Source organism: Catenuloplanes sp. NPDC051500, from assembly GCF_044454585.1.
In the GTDB taxonomy this organism is placed as follows: Bacteria; Actinomycetota; Actinomycetes; order Mycobacteriales; family Micromonosporaceae; genus Catenuloplanes.
Genome location: NZ_JBITDX010000009.1, coordinates 271685 through 290190, shown reverse-complemented (window position 1 = coordinate 290190; position 18506 = coordinate 271685). Strand labels below are relative to the sequence as shown.

The following is an 18506-nucleotide window of genomic DNA, read 5'->3' as shown; positions in this document are numbered from 1 at the left end:
ATCAGTTCTCCCTCCAGGTGGCGACCCACCAGCGGGTCAGCCAGCCGGCGAGCAGGCCGGCGATGAGGCCGGACACGGCGAGCACGAGCAGGAGCAGGAAGCCGCGGCCGAGGCCGGGCGCGTCGGGGGCCGGTGAGGCGTCGACGACGTCGATGCTCAGCTCGATCGGCATACCGGGGGTGGCGGCGGCGTTGGCCGCGCCGGCGCCTGCCGCGAAGGAGTTGCTGACCGCGAGGCAGACCACGCGGTCACCCTCCGACTCCTGATCGAGGTCGGAGTAGGCGCCCGAGTAGCGCAGACCCGTGGAGAGCACGTCGGTGCGGCCGCTGCCCGCATCGGTTCCGCGGACCAGCTCGCGCCCGTCGGTGGAGACCGCGCGCAGCAGCACGCCGTAGTCGCGCTGCAGCGGCCGGTCCAGCGCCACGCTCACCGAGGCCCGCAGCTCCTGGTCCTCCGCGACGACGACGCGGTAGAACCGGTGCTCCTCGAACTTCTCCCGGTCGGTGTAGATGCCCGCGGTGAGCGTCGGCGCGCCCTCGCAGACGTCCGTGCCGGTGACCGAGACCGGCGGCGCCGCGACCGGCACGTCGGTGGCGCGCTCGACCAGCTGGGTGATGCGGTCGGTCAGCTCGGTCGGCGTCTGCGCGGCCGTGTAGGTGCCGCCGGTGGCGGTGGCGATGCAGACCAGCTGCTGGCGGACCTTCTCGTCCGGCGCGAGGCCGAGCGTGTCGATGACCAGGTTGGTGCCCTTGGCGGCGAGCTCGCGGGCGACCTCGCACGGGTCGGGCGGCGCGCAGGTGTCCTCGCCGTCGGTGATCAGGATGACGTGCCGGCTGGAGCCGCCGGTGCCGAGGTCGTCTGCCGCGCCGCGAAGTGCCAGGCCGACCGGGGTGAAGCCGGTGGGTTGCAGCGACGCGATCGCGTTCTTCGCCGCGACCTTGTTGACAGTGCCGACCGGGACGAGCTGCTGAGAGTCCTTGCAGCCGACCGCCTTGTCGTCGCCGCCGTAGGTGGCGCCGAGCACGCGGATGCCGAGCTGGGTGGTCTCCGGGACCGCGTCGACGACTGTGTTGAACGCGTCCTTCGCGACGGAGATGCGGGTTTTGCCGTCGATGTCGGCGGCCTTCATCGAGCCGCTGACGTCGAGGACCAGCTCGACCTTCGCAGGTTCGGCGGGCGGTGCGTTCTCGGTCTCGTCGGCGAGCGCGGCGGATGGTGCGACCGCGACGGCGCCAAGGAGGCCCAGAACGGCCACTATGGACACTCTTCTGTGGATCACCGGCGCGATGATAGTGATCACCCTTCGATCACAGTGACACACCCAGAAGACATTCACCACCTTCGACGGGGTAAGCCAGAGTCCGCCCTGCTCACGGCCGCGCACTGGGTTTCATAGGCGGCCGTGGATCAGCTGCGAACCGATCACTCTCGGTAGAAGATGCGCACCTGGCCGGCCCGTCGAACGCATCGACGTGCGTGAACTCCTTTGGCCTCGCCCGGACGGCCCGCTTCGGACAGCACGATCACTCCCGGTGACAGCCGCGCGGGTGATCTCCGGTAGCGTGCCCGAAATGGGTCTTGCGATCGCTGTGGGCACGAATGACGGGGCCGGTCTGGAGGCGCTGCGCGTCGCGCTCGCGTCCGAGGGCATCACCTGGTCGGAGCCGGACACCGCGCCGGTCCCGCGCGACTCGCACGTGGCCGCGGACCTGCCCTACTCCGCGCTCGCCTATCTGCGCCGGGTGATGGCGCTTGTGGACACGGGCCGCCCGGTCCCGCCCGCGCGGACGCCGGACGCGCTGCAGGCCGACCGTGGCCTGATCGACGACGAGACGATGATGTTCTCCTCGCACCTGCTCTGCCACTCCGACTCGGCCGGGTACTACGTGCCCGTCGACTTCCCGAACCCGCTGTTCCTCAACGACCACCCCGAGGTGGCCGGCGGCGGCATGGTCGGCTCCAGCCAGGGCCTGCGTGCGGAGCTGCGCCGGTGCGCGCCTGCGCTCGGCATCACGCTCGCGGACGACGGCAGCCTGCCCGAGGCCGAGGCGCACCGGATCGGCCACGTGGACGACGACGCGGACTTCGCGACCGAGACGACCGTGTGGTTCGCGCTCTGGGAGGCGTGCCGGGCAAGCATCGCCGGCGGCCACGCGATCGCCTTCGCCTGATGGTCTAGAGAGACAGCCCGAGCGCGTTCGCGCCGGACTTGCCGATCGGGAGCCAGGTCCCCGCCTTCGCGCACGTCACTGCGGACCAGGAGGCGTAGTTCGCACGGCTGTTGCCGCACACGCCACTCCCGGACGTCTTGATCTGGAGCGTGTCCAGCCGGACGTTGCCGCTGTTGGAGCCCGCGACAAGCACAGTCTTGTCACTGACGCAGGTCTGCACCGGCGCGGACTGAATCGTGATCTTCATGCAGAGCGTCCCGACGCCGTTCGCCGTGATCGCCACCGCCTTCGCCTTCTTCGCGGTGCCGGCCGCGCCCGCGGTGGTCCGCGTGCCCTTCTTGCCGCACCGCCACCCCTGCCATCCGGTGCCGTCCACCTGGATGTTCACGCAGATGCTCTTGCCACCGTTGAGGTCGCGCAGGGAGGCTCCGCTCGGCTCCGGCGCGCTTGCCCCGCCCAGCGAGACCTGCGACCCCTTCGCCATCGCGGCGCCCGGCGCCGCACCAACCACCAGCCCGCCGAGGGCCAGCGCCAACGCCGCCCACGCCACGTATTTACGCTTCATACGGCCATTATGCCGAAATTTGCAGTTAATTCGGGCGGTGCTTGGCGACGCCGCGCCGTTTCACAGAGCAGAACCACCCGTGGGTACGAGACGGGGACGCCCTTTCGGCCCAGGGAACCCGGACCCGGAGATCATCTCCCCCGTTCGGAGTACCGTCGCGCCGCTTGACCTCAACCGTTGTTGAGGACGTTTGCTGTCCACATGAGTGAGAGCACGCTTGTCATCGGCGGTACGGGGAACATCGGGCGGCACGTGGTGCGCGGTCTGCGGAAGCGGGGCGTGACGGCGCGCCCGATGAGCCGCCGGGACGGGGGCGACATCTCGGATCCGGAAACGCTTGACCGGGCCGCGGACGGCGTCGACACCGTGTTCCTGATCTGGCCGTTCCTGGACGGCAAACTCGCGGACCAGGTCGCCCGGCAATTAGGCGGGCGGCGCGTCGTCTACGTGTCCGCGATGAGCGCTGAGGCCGGATTCTGGGGCGAGGTGGAGACGGCAATCCGCGGCGTCACCGACAGGTGGACGTTCCTGCGGCCGAGCGGCTTCGCCACCAACACGCTCGGGTGGGCGGACCAGATCAGGGACACGGGGACGGTACGCATCCCGTCACCGGAGGCACGGCGGTCACTGATCCACGAGCGGGACATCGCCGACGTGGCGGTACTCGCGCTCACCGACGACGCGCACACCGGGCGTACCCACGTGATCACCGGTCCGGAATCGATCAGCCAGGCCGCACAGGTAGAGCTGATCGGCGCGGCGATCGGGCGGCAGCTGCGGGTCGAGGAGCAGCCCCGGGAGGAGTCGCGGCAGGCCATGATCACCTGGTCGTCGCCGGGGTTCGCGGACACCGCGCTTGACTACTGGGAGTCGCTGACGCACACGCCCGAGCCGGTCACCAGTACCGTCGAGGAACTGACCGGAAGGCCGGCGCGCAGCTACGCGGAATGGGCCCGCGACCACGCGCCGGACTTCAGCTGACCTCCGGCATACAGCACAGCGCCAGCCGGCCGGCCGGCGCAGCGCTAGCCGACCGGCGCAGCGCTAGCCGACCGGCGCAGCGCTAGCTGGTCGGCGCAGCGCTAGCTGGTCGGCTTCCAGCCGAGTGCGGGGCCGAGGTGGGTGGCGATGTCGGTGAGGATCTGCACGTAGTCGTCGTGGGTGAAGGTGAACGGCAGTGCGAACGCCACCTCGTCGATCTCCCGGAACGCGGCGTGCGCATAGAGCCGCTCGGCGATCTCCGCGGACGTGCCGACCAGGTCCGGTGCGAACATCACCCGCTTCGGGCCGTTCGGCTGTGTCGTACGCGGCATGCGCTTCTCCGCATATGCCTGATATTTCGTGACTTGTTCGGGCGTTGCGGAGTCGGTCGGGATCACCACCAGACCCTGCGAGACACGGGCCGCGTCGCCGTCCGGGTGCGCGGCCCGGAACGCGCGCACGTGCGACAGCTGGATCTCCGCGAAGTCCTCCGACTCCTCGGCGTAGACCACGCTGCTTGTCAGCAGGTTCAGGCCGTGCTCGCCCGCCCAGGTCACGGACGTGAGCCCGGCCCCGCCGTACCAGAGCCGGCCGGCCAGTCCCGGCGAGTGCGGCTGCACCCGGTTCGAGAACTGCTCGAAGCCCTCGACCGCGGTGCCGTCCGTGAGTTCGTCGCCGCGCACGGCCGCGATCAGCCGCTCGACCCGGCCGTAGGTGAGGTCCTCGGTCTCCGCGGTGTCCGGGTAGAGCGCACCCTTGACCGTGTCCCAGCGCATCGGCGGGCCGACGCTCACCCCACCGTTGAGGCGTCCGCCGGTGAGCACGTCGACGGTGGCCCAGTCCTCCGCGAGCCGGACCGGGTTCTCCCAGCCGAGCGGCGTCACCGCGGTGCCCAGCTCGATCCGGCGGGTGCGCTGCGAGGCCGCGGCCATCACCGCGACCGGCGAGGAGATCCCGAACTGGAAGTGGCGGTGCCGCAGCCAGGCGCTGTCGAAGCCGAGACGCTCCCCCAGCTCGATGATCTGCAGCGTGGACTCGTGGCCGGCGGCGGGATCAGCCTCGTCGAACAGGCCGATGGTGAGAAATCCTAGTTTCCGCAGCGGCTTATCAGGCATTGGCACGAGACCCATTCTGCCGCGTGCCGGGCCCCGCCGCCGAGACGACGGGACCGATGTCACGACGGCAACTGCGCGCCGGGCCCTACCGATCGCCAGCCGGGCCGACGCCTCGGCTCGCCGCTGCCCACCGCCCACGGCTCGGCGGGCGGCACTCCGTACCGTGGCGGATTGTCAGAAAGCGCGCTTCCACCCGATTGCCGGTGCGATGTGCTCCACGATCGTGCCGAGGATGCGGGCGTTGTACTCGACGCCCAGCTGGTTCGGGACCGTGAACAGCACGTAGTCGGCCTCGCGCACCGCCTCGTCCGCGGCCAGCTCCGCCGCGATCCGGTCCGGCTCGCCCACGAACGTGCGGCCGAAGCGCGACCGCACGCCCTCGAGCAGCCCGACCTGGTCGTCGTGTGCCTGCGTGCCGAAGTACATCCGGTCGATGTCCTCGGTGATCGGCAGCACGCTGCGGGAGACGGACACGCGCGGCGTCCGCTCGTGCGTCCACGCCTCCTTGAACAGCCGGATCTGCTCCGCCTGCAGCTTGTCGAACGGCACGCCGGTGTCCTCGCTCAGCAGCGTTGAACTCTGCAGGTGCACGCCGAGCTTCGCGGCCCACTCGCCCGTCGCGCGCGTGCCGGCACCCCACCAGATCCGGTCGCGCAGGCCGGGTGACTGTGGCGTGATCGCCAGGTGCCCGCTCACGCCGCCGGTCCGGGCCGGATCGGTGCGGGCGACAGGTGCGCCGTCGATCGCGGAGAGGAACAGTTCCGCCTTGCGCCGCGCCATGTCCGCCGGATCGTCCGCCTGATACCCGAACGCCTCCGCGCCGCGCAGCGCGGTCTCCGGGGATCCCCGGCTGATCCCGAGCTGCAGCCGGCCGCCGCTGATCAGGTCCGCTGCCGCGGCCTCCTCCGCCATGTACAGCGGGTTCTCGTAGCGCATGTCGATCACGCCGGTGCCGATCTCGATCCGGCGGGTGCGCGCGCCGATCGCGGCAAGCAGCGGGAACGGCGAGCCCAGCTGCCGCTCGAAGTGGTGCACGCGCACGAACGCGCCGTCCACCCCGAGCTCTTCCGCGGCCTCGGCCAGCTCGATCGTCTGCAGCAGCGCGTCGCCGCCGCTGCGCGTCTGCGAGCCCGGCACGTCCCGCCAGTGCCCGAAGGACAGGAATCCGATCTTCTTCACGCGCGCCTCAACGGCCGGGGGCATCGTTCTTGTTCCCGTCCGCGCCTCAGCTCACGCTTACCGGAAGCGCGGCCGCGACCGGCCAGGCGATCATCACGGCGCCGGCCGCGACCGGGTGCCACCAGGCGGCGTTCCGGCCGAGCGCGGCAAGCCCGACATAGAGCACGAAAAGCACCGCGACCAGCGGCCCGATCAGCATCAGGAAACCAGGTGCCAGCCCGATCACCGCGGCCACCGGCAACGGCAGGCACACCAGCACCAGCACGCCCGCATCCCAGCCCGGCCCGGCCACCGCGCGCGCACCGTGCAACAGCGCGGCCGTCGCCAGCGCCAGCACCGCGATCAGCCACCACCGATCCCCATACGGCACCATCAAGGTCAACCCCAGCTGCACGGGTACGACGACAGCCACTCCCCCGGCGACGGCCGAGGCCGGAACGGCCCACAGTCGCGGTCCAGGGCCCGACCGCACCGCCGCCGTCGATCCGGCCGCCGCCGCGACCGTCCTCGAACCGAACGGCCACCACGAGGGCGACGCGGGTACGGCGAGCGAGGGCGGCGCGCCCGCCGGGTTTGTGTGGCCATCCGCGTTCCTGCGGGCATATGCGGCAAGGAGCGGCGCCGCGATCGTCAGCACCGCACCGGTCAGCGCGAAGTACCCGATCAGGTAGCCGGTCACCGGCGCGGCCGCCACCAGCGACAGCAGCGCCCCACCGACGACTCCGGGCGCCCCGGCAACTGCCGCGACGACCCAGATCGGTGCACGCTCCCTGACCGCGGCCCAGACCTGCCCGATCCGAGACGTCCCCCGGCTGCCGGCAGACGGGGCGGCGCTCGCCTCATCACGGCCCGGCCCGTCTGCGCCCACGCCATCGCGGCCAGGCCGCCCCGCGCGCGGGCCGTCGCGGCCGGGCGCGGGACGGCGTCTCGGGGTGGCGGCGACGGCGGCGATCAGGAGGAGCAGCGCGCCGAGGAGGAGCGCGGTGCCCGACAGCACGCGGCGCAGCGGGGCGATGCCGGTCCACGGCGGGGTGTTGTCAGTCGCGGCGTCGAGCCAGGAGGCGGCCTCGCGGTGGGTGCGGGGCGCGAACAGGACCGAGATGTGCTCGACCAGGGGGACGATCACCAGGCGGCGGTCGTCCTCGGAGCCCGGACCGGAATCGGCGGCCCGCTCGGTGGCCGCACGGATGCCGCCGGGCTCAAGCGCGCCGACGAGCAGCAGCAGACGGCGCGGGCCGGGCGCGGCCTCGACGCCGGGAAGCGAGACCGCGACCGTGGCGGTGATCCGCGGGTCGGCCGCGCCGACGCGTACCACCGCGCCCGCGCCCATCGAGTGTCCGAGCAGTGCGATCCGGTCCGGGTCGACGTCGTCCAGGCCGCGGGCGTAGTCGACCACGCCCGCGATCTCCGGGTCGATCACCGACGGCACATCGAGGCGGCGGGTGTTCGCGCCGTGGCCGGCCAGGTCCGGCAGCAGCACCACGTAGCCGCGGCGGACCAGCGTGTCCGCGAACGGCCGCATCAGACGCCCGGAGCCGGCGTAGCCGTGCACCACCACGACCGCGGGCCGCCGGACGCCGACGTCGTCGTGGCTTCCGCCGCTGCGGACCACCTCCACCGGTACGCCGCCGACCCGGGTGGATTCGCTTGTCAGGCCCGCGTCGGCGTGGATGAGCCCGGCGGCGCCGGCCGCGAGCAGGACCGTCCCGGCAATGAGGACGGACAGGCGTGACCGCATCGACATGCGCTGCACCGTACCGCCGAATGGGTTGTCAGTAATCAAGCGTGCTCGCGGCAACGGCGTGATCACTGGGATCGGGGGCGCGGAGCAGCGACTCGACGGTGTCCGCGAGCGAGTGGATCGGGAGGCGCGCGTCGAGTTCGATAGTCGCACCGCGCCGGAGTAGGGGTTCGACGTCTCGGACGTACCCCCTGATCTGCTGTTGTTGGGACGGCGTCTTGCCGTAGTCGTTTGTGGTACGGGTGGCGATGCGCGCGAGGAGCACGTCGAGGGGTGCGCTGAGCAGCACGATGTGGGTGAAACGCGGGTAGAACGCGCCTTGGTTCGGGACCGTGCCGGAGAGGACCAGGGCCTCCTCGGCGGCGAGAAGCGCGGTCATCCGGGGTTCGTCCCAGGTGCCGTCCGGAAGTGTCAGGCCGTCGTAGTCGGTGTCGACGGTGCGGTGGCCGCGCCGGGCCAGCTCGGCGAGCAGCGTGCTCTTGCCCGCGCCGGACATGCCTGTGACCAGCACCCGCGCCATGATCACAGGATACGCCCGCTTCCTTCCGGCAAAATTCCGGAACTTCCGGGACTATTGTCATCCACCAAGACATTGATGTTCTTCTCTTGAAGCTGGACAGAACTCCATTCATACTCCGGAATGTTTACGTAAGAAGATGGAGGGAGCCCACCATGTCCCGACAACGTGCCGCCGCGCTGGTCGCCGCAGTGCTCACCGGCGCCGGCCTGCTCACCGCGGCCGCCACCTCGCAGGCCGGCGCCGCGGCAGTGCCAGGCGCCCGTGCCGCCGCGGCCTGCGACAACGGATACGTCGCGCTCACCTACGACGACGGCCCGAACCCGGCCACCACCCAGTCGCTGCTCACCGCGCTCCGCAATGCGGGCGCGCGGGCCACGTTCTTCAACACCGGCCAGCGCGTGCAGCAGAACCCCGGCCTCGCACAGGCACAGGTCGCGGCCGGGCACTGGGTGGCGAACCACAGCTGGAGCCACCCGCACCTGACGCAGATGTCCGCGGCGCAGATCACCCAGGAGCTGTCCTCGACGCAGAGCGCGATCCAGTCGGCGACAGGTGTGACGCCGCGGCTGTTCCGGCCGCCGTACGGGGAGACGAACGGGACGCTGCAGTCGGTCGAGGCCCAGCTCGGGCTGCGGGAGGTCATCTGGTCTGTCGACTCGCAGGACTGGAACGGCGCCAGCACGTCCCAGATCGTCGCCGCGGCCAACACGCTGCAGGCCGGCGGCGTGATCCTGATGCACGACGCCTACCAGACCACGATCAGCGCGGTGCCTCAGATCGTCTCCAACCTGGCCGCGCGCGGTCTCTGCCCGGGCATGATCTCGCCCTCGACCGGGCGGGCGGTGGCGCCGGACGGCTCCGGCAACCCCGGCACGCCCACCACGCCGCCTCCGTCCGGTGGAGCCTGCACCGCGACGTACGCGGAGACGCAGCGCTGGGGTGACCGCTTCAACGGGCAGGTCACAGTGCGCGCGGGGAGCACCGCCATCACCAGCTGGACCTCGATCGTGAGGCTCACCGGCGGCCAGCGCGTCTCCGCCACCTGGAACGGCACGCCGAGCTGGGACAGCTCGGGAACCGTGATGACCATGCGCCCGAACGGCAACGGGAACCTCTCCCCCGGCGCCTCCACGTCCTTCGGGTTCACTGTCATGGCGAACGGCACCTGGAACGCACCCACTGTCACCTGCAGTACACCCTGACGGTTCGCGCCCGGGGAGGCCTTCGCGGCCTCCCCGCGGTCGCCAGGTCAACGATGCCTGTCGATCAACGACGACGTTCGCCGGGCGCGTGGCGCCGACGTGACTTATGGTCATGGAATGGTCACCCCAGCCCGGTTCGGAGCGGGCGGTCAGTGGGCGGAACGCGCGGCCCGCCCGCTGCGGTTGACGGCCGGCCCCGGCGCCCGGCCGAGCGCCGGCGACCTGGCGGCGTTGCGCGCGGCGCTGCTCGAGCGCGACGAGCCCGGCGCGGTGCTTGCCCGCGCGCTGGCGGAGCACACGGTCACGCACCGGCAGATCCGCGACGCGCTCGCCGACCCGGGCGCGCCCGCGCCGCACCCGATAGCGCAGTTCCTCGACACGGTCCGTACGCCTCCGTCCTGGGTGGACGGTGCGCTGCTGGAACGGGGTGCGGAGGCGTGCCGCTCCTACGGCTGGGACGCCACACTGGTACTGGCCTACGGCTCGCTGCTCGGCGGTTACCGTACCGCCGCGGCGCTTGAACCCCTGGTCCGCACGGGCCGGCTGACCGGCGGTGAGACCGCGCGCCGGATCGCTGAGACGACGGAGTGGTGGCGGGCAGTCACCGCGCCCGGCGGCCTGCGCGCGGGCGCCGAGGGTCATCGGCTGTCGCTTCACGTGCGCGTCATGCACGCGATGGTCAACCATCGGCTGGAAACGGACCCGGCCTGGGACACTGCCTTCCGCGGCGTGCCGATCAACCAGTACGACCAGGCGAGCACGCTCGGCGTGTTCAGCACCAGCTTCCTGCTCCACCTGCGACTGCTCGGCGTGCGCGTCTCGCGCGCGGACAGCGCGGCCGTCATGCACCTGTGGTCCTACGTCGGCTGGTTGATGGGCGTCGGCGAACGCTGGCTGCCGCACACCGAGCGCACCGGCCGCCGCCTGCTCTACCAGTTGCTGGCCCACGACCCGCCGCCGGACGCGAACAGCGTGGCGCTGGCCGCCTCGCTGATCGCCGCGGGCGAACCCGAGCCCCCGGCGCGCGCGTTGTCGCTCGGCACCTGGCTGCTCGGCCCGGCCGCCCTGCGCGATCTCGGCCTGAAACCCCGTTTCCCCTGGTACGGCCTGTGGCGCGCCGCGATCAACCTGCCCGTCACGCAGGTCGGCGGCCGACTGCCGGGTGGCCGTCGGCGCCTGCTGATCCGCGCCGAACGACAGCTGCGCAGCCGGCAGGCCCGGGCGGCCGGAAAGGCCGAGGCGGAACGAACCTCCACCACGGGATGAGCTCAAGCCGGGATATCCGGGCTCACCCGACGTCGGCGCGACCGCGGGCGGCCAGCGCCTCCACCGCCATCGGTGCGTGGTTGGAGAGCCAGCCGTTCCGCTCGGGTCCGGTGTCGATCAGTCTGCGGTATGCCTCATCGAGGATCGAGTCCGTCACGCGGTCAAGCGTCAAACGTCAACCGCACTTCAAGTCAAGCGGTTCAGGAGGCGGGCACGAAACTGGCGAAGATGGTCTGCAGGTCGGCCTGCGCGGCGGCCCAGTCGGAGTCGTCCGTCTGCCAGTAGATGCCGTAGGCCTGGGTGGGCGAGGTGATCACGCCCCGGTTGTTGACGTGCACGCGACGGCCGAGGTTCGGGTCGTCGTAGGACCACTCCCAGTCCGCGGCCTTCTGGAAGTACGCCACCTCGGCGATCTTGAACTCGCGGTAGTTCGGGAAGTCGCCGCCGGCCACCCGGGAGCTGGACTGCGACCGCCAGTCCGCCACCGGGTTCGGCTGGGGCGTCTTTGTCTGGTCGATGCCGAGCACCCGCCCGTTGTTGCCGACGAAGTAGACCATCGTGCCGCGCTGCTGCTGCGACCAGCCGTTCGGCACGTAGACGGAGAAGCCGGTCGGATCCTTGTAGTCCTTCCAGCCCGCGGGCAGTTGTGGCCGGCCACCGGTCGCCTCACCGCCGCTCCCGGTGGTCGGCGTCGGGGTCGGGCTCGCGGGCGCCGCGGCCGACGGCGACGGGGAGGCGGCCGCAGAAGCAGGAGCCTCCGAGGGTACGGAGGAGGGCGCGGGCGTCCCGGTCTGCTCCGCGGACACGTTGTCGTCGTTCGTCGGGCCGCTCGACCCGTCCGGCCGGAACACCACGAACGCCACAAGCGCGAGCACCACGACCACCGCGGCCGCGGCGATCAGCAGCGCGGGCCGGCGCGCTCCGGTGCGTACCCCCGGCTGATTCTGATCTTTTTTGGCCGGGGCGGCAGGCGTGGCCACGGCGCGGGGGGCCTTGCCGTCCGCGACCGCCTGCAGCAGCTTGCCGGCCTCGGCAGAGGAGAGGCGCTTGCCCGGGTCCTTCTGGAGCAGGCCGGCGATGACCGGGGCCAGGCTGGTGGGGCGCTCCATCGTGTCCGGCGGGTCGACAGCGATCGCGGTGAGCGTGCCGACCGCTGACGCCCGGTGGAACGGCGCGTGGCCCTCGACCGCGTCGTAGAGCGTGGCGCCGAGCGACCACAGGTCGGACGCGTCGGTGGCCTGGCCCTCCTGCGCGCGCTCCGGCGCCATGTAGTCGAGCGAGACGTGCAGCTGGCCGGAGCTGGTGACAAGCGCGTCGCCCTCGATCGTGGCGATGCCGAAGTCGGTGAGCACGACGCGCCCGTCCTCGGTGATCAGCACGTTCGCCGGTTTGACGTCGCGGTGCTGGACGCCAGCCCGGTGCGCGGCCTCGAGCGCCTCCAGGATCTGCAGGCCGATCACGGCGGCCTGGCGGTCCTCGAGCGGGCCGTCCTGCTGGACGACCTCCTTGAGCGAGCGCGACGGCACGTGCTCCATCACGATCCACGGTTTGCCGTCCGCCTCGAACACGTCGTAGACGGCCACCACGCCGGGGTGGTTGAGTCGCGCGGCCGCGCGCGCCTCGCGGAGCGTGCGACGACGGGCGACCGCCGCGTCCTCCTCGCTGCCGGTCTGGAGGACGATCTCCTTGATGGCGACATCCCGGTCAAGGCGCTCGTCGTGCGCGAGCCACACCCGGCCCATGCCGCCGGAGCCGATCTCTTCACCGAGGCGGTAACGTCCGGCGATCATGGTGGGGGCTTCTGGCATATATGAAAACTACCCACTACGTATGACGACGACGCATCAGGGATGAAGCCCGGATGCGTGTCGTGGTCCTCGCCGGTGTTCACGGTAACCTACCCGACCTTGGGGCCGCGATGACCGATGTCGATCAACGACGGCGGGAGTGACGTAGCCCACTGCTTACCCCGTTCGCGTGACGGAACCACGCTCACCCGCGCTGAGTCGTTTGATGGGCGGGCCTGGCGCACGGTCGGGACGGACGCGGCGCCAGGCCTGCCCAGCATCGTCCGGCCGCCCGCTCGGTGCGGGCCGAAGGACCACCGCGAGGGGCGCCCCGATCGGGTTGCGCGATCGCCGGTCACCATCGGATAACGATGGAAGTTGCACGCGCCAGAGGGTGTCACCCAACGCAGTGAGCCGGTAACGTCCCGTGGGTTGCCGCAGCTCGGAACGGGTGAGCGCGGCGTGGTCTCGCACATCGACACGGGTAACTCGCACCTCACACGGGGAAAAATCCGCTGTTTCACGCGCGTCCCGGAAGGTTTGGATCTTGTCCATTTCCACCATCACCCCGTCGCACCAATCGGTCACCGACCGGGACCAGGCGGAGGAGCACATCGCGTCGCTCTGCTTCCGGACCGGGCCGTCACGGCTGATCGGCGCGGAGCTGGAGTTCACGGTCCACCACGCGGACGACCCGGCCCGCCCGCTGGAACTGGAGACGTTGCGGCGCGCGCTCGGCCCGCACGCGCCGGCGTCAATCGCGCCGGACAGCCCGCAGGAGACGCTCGACAACGGGACGCCTGTCACTGTCGAGCCGGGCGGGCAGGTGGAGATCTCGTCGGCGCCGTTCCGGTCGCTTGCCGCGCTCTACGCCGCCACCGAGGGCGACCGCCGCCAGCTGTCCCGGCTGCTCGCGACCGAAGGACTGGTGCTCGGTGAGCACGGGCTGGACCCGTGGCGGTCACCGCGCCGACTGCTGCGCACGCCCAGGTTCGACGCCCTGGAGAAGGCCTTCGACCGGACGGGCGAGGCCGGTCGCGTGATGATGTGCAACACCGCCGGCCTGCAGGCGTGCGTGGACGCGGGCGAGTCTCAGCAGCTCGCGGACCGCTGGGCCGCGCTCTATGCGGCAGGTCCCGCGCTGATGGCCGCGTTCGCCACCTCGCACCGGCAGGGCGGCATCGACACCGGCTGGCGTTCCGCCCGCATGCGGGCCTGGTTCGGCGTCGACCGGGAGCTGACCCGCGCGATCGACCTGGGCGACGACCCGGCCCACGCCTGGGCCCGGCACGCGCTCGCGGCGCCGCTGCTGTGCGTGCGCCGCGACGGGCGGGACTGGGATGCGCCGCGGGGTCTGACGTTCAACGACTGGATCGACGGCGCGCTCGACACGCCGCCGACGACCGAGGACCTGGAGTACCACCTCACGCTGCTGTTCCCGCCGATCCGGCCGCGCGGCTACCTGGAGGTCCGCTGCCTGGACGCGCAGCCGGGCAACGAGTGGATCGCGCCGATCGCTGTGATAGCGGCGCTGCTTGTGGACGACGAGACCACCTCGCTGACCCGTGACCTGGCCGCGCCGGGTGCCGGCCGGTGGGAGCAGGCCGCGCGGGACGGCTTCGCGGACGCAGGCGTGTCCCGGGCCGCGCATGCGGTGCTCGACCTCGCGGCACGTCGCCTGGACCGGACCACGCTCGACGTCCCGGCCCGCGCGCGGGTGATTCGCGTGATTGAGGAAAGGCTGAGCAAGGAGTCAGCTACCGCGCACTGAAACCTGGGTGAACAGCAGGCGAACTGACTGGCGGAGTTCCCCATTCCCGGTCGTACCGTGAGCGGATGTCTTCGGTTCTGGTGCTCCCCACCGCCGCTGCCGCCCGCACGCTGGCCGAGCGGGTGATCGGCGGCCTGGGGAACCGCTGGCTGCACACCGCGGCCGTCGCGGCCCGGGCCGCGCAGATCTCCGCAGTGGTCCCGGCCGAGGACCGTGAGCTGCTTGTCGCGTCCGCCTGGCTGCACGACATCGGGTACGGCGAACTGGCCCGTGAAACCGGTTTCCACCCGATAGACGGCGCCCGCCTGCTCGACCGCAACGGCTGGCCGTCCCGCGTCTCGCGCCTGGTCGCCAACCACTCCGGCGCCTGCTTCGTCGCCTCGGTGCGCGGCCTGGACGCGGAGATGGCCGCCTACCCGGACGAGGCCTCCGCCACGTCGGACGCGCTCACCTACGCGGACCAGACCGTCGGCGCGCAGGGCGAGGCGCTCGGCATCGAGGACCGGATCACCGACATGCTGCACCGGCACGGCCCCGGTTCGCCGAACGCGCTTGTCGCCCACCTGCGCACGCCGCACATCCGCGCGATCGCGGACCGCGTGCAGGCGCGCCTCGGAGCGGCGCTCTAACGCACCACCCGCGGCATCGACGAGCTGCGGATGACCAGCTCCGGCGTGACCTGGACCTGCTGGGACGGCCGCCGCTCGCCCTCGAGCAGGCGTGACACCATCAGCTCGACCGCGATCCGCCCCACGTGGTTCTTCGGCGGGCGGACCGCGGTCAGTGCCGGCTCCGCCAGGTGTGCCACCTCGTCGTCGTAGGAGACGATCGCCAGGTCGTCCGGGATCGACATGCCCTGCTCCGCGCAGAACTGGGCGACGGACATCGCATCCGGATCGCTGTGCACGATGAGCGCGCGCGTCCCGGTGCGCCGGCACTCGGCCAGGATGTCCGCGATGATCTCGCGATGGCCTGGTGCGTCGAGCGCGACCGACTCCCGGATCAGCAGCTCCTGCGGCAGGCCCAGGTCGGTGCAGACCGCGCGCCACCCGCGCTCCAGGTGGACCGAGGTGGGGCTGCCCTTGGACAGCACCAGGCCGATCTTGCGGTGGCCGTGCTCCCACAGGTGCCGGACCGCGATCTCGACGCCGAGCGCGTGGTCGCTGCGCACCCATTCGAGCTGGCGTGGCGTCGGCGTCCAGCGGGCCGGCTGACGTTCGACAAGGATTGTCGGGATCGGGAGGCGGCCGATCCACTCGACCATCTCGTCGATGCCGTCGCCGTCCAGGCTGGGGGCCAGCAGCAGCCCCTGGACCTGCTGCGCCTCGATCAGCCGGGTGATCTGCCGGCGGTCCTCCACCAGGTCGTAGCTTGACCCGCGCAGCTGGATGCTGATCCCCAGCACGGCCGCGGCGGTGCGTGCTCCGGCAACGATCGCAGGCCAATAAAAATCGAGCGAGGGTACGACCATGCCGATCGTGAACCGCGTCGTCGGCGCCCGGCGCGGCCGCTGTGATTGTGGCACGAAGTCGATCGGCAGCGTGGCCCCGCCGTGCACCTTGGTGAGCAGGTTCCGTTCGGCGAGCGCGGTGATGTCCCGGCGGATGGTCAGTTCGGAGACGCCGAAGTCGCGTGCCAGGTCCCGGACCCGGACCGCGCCGTGCCGGCGCAGTTCGCCGAGCAGGCGTTCCTGCCGCTGCAGGTTGAACATGCGATCCGGCTGCACGGCGCCTCCATGGACGGTGTTCGAGTCTGAACGTTTGTGTCCGGCAGGTTACGTCCTCTGGCTTACATGTACGTCTGCCGTTATTCATGTAACCCAGCTCACCTTTTACCGAATCTGAGCGGGAGGCACCAGTGTCAGTCCCCGGCAAGCCGCGGGCGCTGCTCGTCATGGACGAGAGCTCGTTCCGGGCGCATTTCGACCGGGCGCGCCTCGACCGGCTGGCCGGGATGGTGTTGCTTGGCGATCCGATCCGGATCGACGAACTGGATTCCGCAGAATCACTAGAAAAATTGAAATATGCCGACATTCTGCTCACGTCGTGGGGGGCGCCGCAACTGACCGCGGAGCGACTCCACCACGCGCGCAGCCTCAAGGCGGTCATTCACGCGGCCGGCAGCGTGCAGGGGCTGGTCAGCGACGAGGTGTGGCGGCGCGGCATCCGGGTCAGCAACGCGGCGGACGTGAACGCCATCCCGGTCGCCGAGTTCACGCTCGCCGCGATCATCCTGGCCGGGAAGAAGGCACCCTTCCTGGCCGCGGACCCGGCGGCCGCGCGCGAGGGCTGGGGTCACCGCAACGGCTACGGCGACCTCTCGAACTACCGCCGGACGATAGGCGTGGTCGGCTTCTCCCGGATCGGGCGCCGCGTGGTACGGCTGCTCGACACGCTCGACCACGCACAGTGCCTGGTGGCGGACCCGTTCGCCGACCCGGACGAGATCCGCCGCGCGGGTGGCGTACCCACCGGCCTGCACGACCTGCTCCCCCGCTGCGACGTGCTCACCCTGCACGCGCCGGAGAACGCGCAGACCAAGGGCATGATCGGCGCGGCCGAGCTGGCACTGCTGCCCGATCACGCGACGGTCATCAACACGGCGCGCGGCAGCCTGATCGACCCGAAAGCCCTGGAGAACGAGGCCCGCTCCGGGCGGCTCTTCGCGATCCTCGACGTCACGGATCCGGAGCCGTTGCCGCTCGACGACCCGATCCGCTCCGTCCCGAACATCCTGATCACTCCGCACATCGCGGGATCTCTCGGCACCGAGATCCTGCGGCTCAGCGACTTCGCCCTGGACGAGCTCGCACGGTGGCTCGCCCGGGAACCGCTGCACGCGGAGGTCACCGCCGATCTGCTCACGACGCACGCATAACCGAGGGGCACACCATGAAGAGGCACCTGATGAAGGGCATAGCGGTCTCGGCCGCGTTGCTCATGGTCACGACCGCCTGTGGCGGCGGGAGTGACGAACCGGCCAAGACCGCGGACGGCAAGGAGATCCTGACCGTCTCCATCTGGAACTACGCGCAGACGCCGGAGTTCAAAGCGCTGTTCGACGCGTTCGAGGCGGACAATCCGACGATCGACATCCAGCCGGTCGACATCCTTGCGGACGACTACTCGGACAAGGTCACGACGATGCTTGCCGGCGGTGACAAGACCGACGTGCTGACCATGAAGAACGTGACCGACTACGCCAGGTACGGCACCCGCGGCCAGCTCACCGACCTGACCGGCACGGTGAACGGGCTGCCGAAGGAGAGCTACCTCGGCCTGGACGCGCTCGACCTGGAGGGCAGGTACTACGCGCTCCCGTACCGGCAGGACTTCTGGGTTCTGTATTACAACAAGAAGCTTGTCGGCGACACCGACATGTCGAACCTGACCTGGGCCGAGTACGCGGCGCTGGCCAAGTCGAAGACCACAGGCGACGGCGCGGCGAAGGTCTACGGCTCCTACCAGCACGTGTGGCGCTCGGTGGTGCAGGCGGTCGCGGCCGCGCAGACCGGCGGCGACCAGCTCGGCGGCGACTACGCCTGGATGACCGACCAGTACACGATGACGCTCGACCTGGAGGCGGCCGGCGCGATCATGCCGTGGGGCACCGCGAACAGCCAGAAGGTGACCTACGACAGCCAGTTCTCCACAGGCAAGGCCGCGATGCTGCCGATGGGCGCCTGGTACTCCGCACGCCTGCTCGCGGACAAGGCCGCCGGTAAGCACGACGTGGACTGGGGTGTGGCGCCGCTGCCGCAGACGACGAAGGGTGCGGGTACCAAGACGTTCGGCTCGCCGACCGCGTTCGCCGTCAACAAGAACGCGCGCAACTCGGCTGCGGCGACGACGTTCGTGACGTGGGCATCCGGGGAGAAGGGTGCGACAGCGGTCGCCAGGATCGGCATCTACCCGTCGTTCACAAACGACGCGGTGCTCGCCGCCTACGCGGGCGTGGCCGGTATGCCGACCGACGAGGTGGCGAAGAAGGCGTTCGCGCCGGCCAGCGTGATGCTCGAGATGCCGGTCAGCGACAAGTCCTCCGATGTGGACACGGTGCTCAAGGAGGAGCACGAGCTGATCATGTCCGGCGAGAAGTCGGTCGCGGACGGCATCAAGGAGATGAACGACCGGGTCAAGAACGAGGTCGGTTAGGACAGCGTGGGAGCCGGCGACGCCACGCCGGCTCCCACCCGTACCCGTGAAAGG

General features: G+C 70.9%; 17 protein-coding genes. 8 read left to right on the top strand and 9 right to left on the bottom strand.

The window, feature by feature from the left end; all coding sequences use genetic code 11:
* Position 1: 1 nt before the first annotated feature.
* Positions 2-1279, bottom strand: a complete 1278-nt coding sequence (locus ACIA8K_RS20690; RefSeq protein ID WP_396061430.1) for a VWA domain-containing protein — start codon at positions 1277-1279, stop codon at positions 2-4.
* A gap of 292 nt (positions 1280-1571) precedes the next feature.
* On the opposite strand from ACIA8K_RS20690, the gene ACIA8K_RS20685 reads away from it, so the two are divergent.
* Positions 1572-2171 carry a hypothetical protein gene (locus ACIA8K_RS20685; protein WP_396061427.1) on the top strand — a complete coding sequence of 200 codons (600 nt, stop codon included), beginning with the start codon at positions 1572-1574 and terminating at the stop codon, positions 2169-2171.
* A 4-nt stretch (positions 2172-2175) separates the two neighbouring features.
* Here the strand turns inward: ACIA8K_RS20685 and ACIA8K_RS20680 are convergent, their stop codons facing one another.
* Complete coding sequence (locus ACIA8K_RS20680) at positions 2176-2736, bottom strand: hypothetical protein (RefSeq protein WP_396061425.1); 561 nt, start codon at positions 2734-2736, stop codon at positions 2176-2178.
* A 201-nt stretch (positions 2737-2937) separates the two neighbouring features.
* Here ACIA8K_RS20680 and ACIA8K_RS20675 point away from each other — a divergent pair, with 201 nt between their 5' ends.
* Positions 2938-3717 (top strand): hypothetical protein, encoded by a 780-nt coding sequence (locus tag ACIA8K_RS20675; protein WP_396061423.1) that lies wholly within the window; start codon positions 2938-2940, stop codon positions 3715-3717.
* Positions 3718-3818: 101 nt separating this feature from the next.
* On the opposite strand, the gene ACIA8K_RS20670 is transcribed toward ACIA8K_RS20675, so the two are convergent.
* The 4 genes from ACIA8K_RS20670 to ACIA8K_RS20655 all read right to left on the bottom strand — a co-directional run bounded on the left by ACIA8K_RS20670 (position 3819) and on the right by ACIA8K_RS20655 (position 8272).
* The gene (locus ACIA8K_RS20670; RefSeq protein WP_396061647.1) at positions 3819-4832 is read right to left on the bottom strand and encodes an LLM class flavin-dependent oxidoreductase; all 1014 of its coding nucleotides are present in this window, start codon (positions 4830-4832) and stop codon (positions 3819-3821) included.
* A 174-nt stretch (positions 4833-5006) separates the two neighbouring features.
* On the bottom strand, positions 5007-6011 hold the full coding sequence (locus ACIA8K_RS20665; RefSeq protein WP_396061420.1) for an LLM class flavin-dependent oxidoreductase: 1005 nt from the start codon (positions 6009-6011) through the stop codon (positions 5007-5009).
* 46 nt (positions 6012-6057) lie between these two features.
* On the bottom strand, positions 6058-7755 hold the full coding sequence (locus ACIA8K_RS20660) for an alpha/beta hydrolase (RefSeq protein WP_396061418.1): 1698 nt from the start codon (positions 7753-7755) through the stop codon (positions 6058-6060).
* Positions 7756-7783: 28 nt separating this feature from the next.
* Entirely contained in the window at positions 7784-8272 is a 489-nt protein-coding gene (locus ACIA8K_RS20655) for an AAA family ATPase (protein ID WP_396061417.1), read from the bottom strand.
* A gap of 152 nt (positions 8273-8424) precedes the next feature.
* On the opposite strand from ACIA8K_RS20655, the gene ACIA8K_RS20650 reads away from it, so the two are divergent.
* Together ACIA8K_RS20650 and ACIA8K_RS20645 are read left to right on the top strand one after the other, a co-directional pair.
* Positions 8425-9474, top strand: a complete 1050-nt coding sequence (locus tag ACIA8K_RS20650) for a polysaccharide deacetylase family protein (RefSeq protein WP_396061415.1) — start codon at positions 8425-8427, stop codon at positions 9472-9474.
* Between the two features lie 117 nt (positions 9475-9591).
* A complete protein-coding gene (locus tag ACIA8K_RS20645) occupies positions 9592-10740 on the top strand; it encodes an oxygenase MpaB family protein (protein ID WP_396061412.1) in 1149 nt (382 codons plus the stop codon).
* Positions 10741-10762: 22 nt separating this feature from the next.
* Here the strand turns inward: ACIA8K_RS20645 and ACIA8K_RS20640 are convergent, their stop codons facing one another.
* Both ACIA8K_RS20640 and ACIA8K_RS20635 read right to left on the bottom strand, forming a co-directional pair.
* Positions 10763-10897: a hypothetical protein gene (locus ACIA8K_RS20640; protein WP_396061653.1), complete on the bottom strand. Its 135-nt coding sequence runs from the start codon at positions 10895-10897 to the stop codon at positions 10763-10765.
* Positions 10898-10940: 43 nt separating this feature from the next.
* A complete protein-coding gene (locus ACIA8K_RS20635) occupies positions 10941-12530 on the bottom strand; it encodes a protein kinase (protein ID WP_396061410.1) in 1590 nt (529 codons plus the stop codon).
* Positions 12531-13074: 544 nt separating this feature from the next.
* Between ACIA8K_RS20635 and egtA the strand changes: the two genes are divergently transcribed.
* Positions 13075-14298 (top strand): ergothioneine biosynthesis glutamate--cysteine ligase EgtA, encoded by a 1224-nt coding sequence (gene egtA, locus ACIA8K_RS20630; RefSeq protein ID WP_396061408.1) that lies wholly within the window; start codon positions 13075-13077, stop codon positions 14296-14298.
* Positions 14299-14363: 65 nt separating this feature from the next.
* Entirely contained in the window at positions 14364-14927 is a 564-nt protein-coding gene (locus tag ACIA8K_RS20625; RefSeq protein ID WP_396061405.1) for an HD domain-containing protein, read from the top strand.
* On the opposite strand, the gene ACIA8K_RS20620 is transcribed toward ACIA8K_RS20625, so the two are convergent.
* Positions 14924-16024, bottom strand: coding sequence for a substrate-binding domain-containing protein (locus ACIA8K_RS20620; protein WP_396061402.1), 1101 nt, complete (start codon positions 16022-16024; stop codon positions 14924-14926). The two genes, ACIA8K_RS20625 and ACIA8K_RS20620, sit on opposite strands and share 4 nt — an antisense overlap.
* 131 nt (positions 16025-16155) lie before the next feature.
* Between ACIA8K_RS20620 and ACIA8K_RS20615 the strand changes: the two genes are divergently transcribed.
* Positions 16156-17175 (top strand): hydroxyacid dehydrogenase, encoded by a 1020-nt coding sequence (locus ACIA8K_RS20615; RefSeq protein ID WP_396061400.1) that lies wholly within the window; start codon positions 16156-16158, stop codon positions 17173-17175.
* Between the two features lie 14 nt (positions 17176-17189).
* Positions 17190-18452 (top strand): ABC transporter substrate-binding protein, encoded by a 1263-nt coding sequence (locus ACIA8K_RS20610; protein ID WP_396061397.1) that lies wholly within the window; start codon positions 17190-17192, stop codon positions 18450-18452.
* The last annotated feature ends 54 nt before the right edge of the window (positions 18453-18506 follow it).

What these genes read in the sequence shown, in the direction of transcription:
- ACIA8K_RS20685 (WP_396061427.1), top strand. Translation starts at nt 1,572, where the DNA reads ATGGGTCTTGCGATCGCTGTGGGCACGAATGACGGGGCCGGTCTGGAG.
- ACIA8K_RS20680 (WP_396061425.1), bottom strand. Translation starts at nt 2,736, where the DNA reads ATGAAGCGTAAATACGTGGCGTGGGCGGCGTTGGCGCTGGCCCTCGGC.
- ACIA8K_RS20675 (WP_396061423.1), top strand. Translation starts at nt 2,938, where the DNA reads ATGAGTGAGAGCACGCTTGTCATCGGCGGTACGGGGAACATCGGGCGG.
- ACIA8K_RS20670 (WP_396061647.1), bottom strand. Translation starts at nt 4,832, where the DNA reads ATGCCTGATAAGCCGCTGCGGAAACTAGGATTTCTCACCATCGGCCTG.
- ACIA8K_RS20660 (WP_396061418.1), bottom strand. Translation starts at nt 7,755, where the DNA reads ATGTCGATGCGGTCACGCCTGTCCGTCCTCATTGCCGGGACGGTCCTG.
- ACIA8K_RS20655 (WP_396061417.1), bottom strand. Translation starts at nt 8,272, where the DNA reads ATGGCGCGGGTGCTGGTCACAGGCATGTCCGGCGCGGGCAAGAGCACG.
- ACIA8K_RS20650 (WP_396061415.1), top strand. Translation starts at nt 8,425, where the DNA reads ATGTCCCGACAACGTGCCGCCGCGCTGGTCGCCGCAGTGCTCACCGGC.
- ACIA8K_RS20645 (WP_396061412.1), top strand. Translation starts at nt 9,592, where the DNA reads ATGGTCACCCCAGCCCGGTTCGGAGCGGGCGGTCAGTGGGCGGAACGC.
- ACIA8K_RS20635 (WP_396061410.1), bottom strand. Translation starts at nt 12,530, where the DNA reads ATGATCGCCGGACGTTACCGCCTCGGTGAAGAGATCGGCTCCGGCGGC.
- ACIA8K_RS20625 (WP_396061405.1), top strand. Translation starts at nt 14,364, where the DNA reads ATGTCTTCGGTTCTGGTGCTCCCCACCGCCGCTGCCGCCCGCACGCTG.
- ACIA8K_RS20610 (WP_396061397.1), top strand. Translation starts at nt 17,190, where the DNA reads ATGAAGAGGCACCTGATGAAGGGCATAGCGGTCTCGGCCGCGTTGCTC.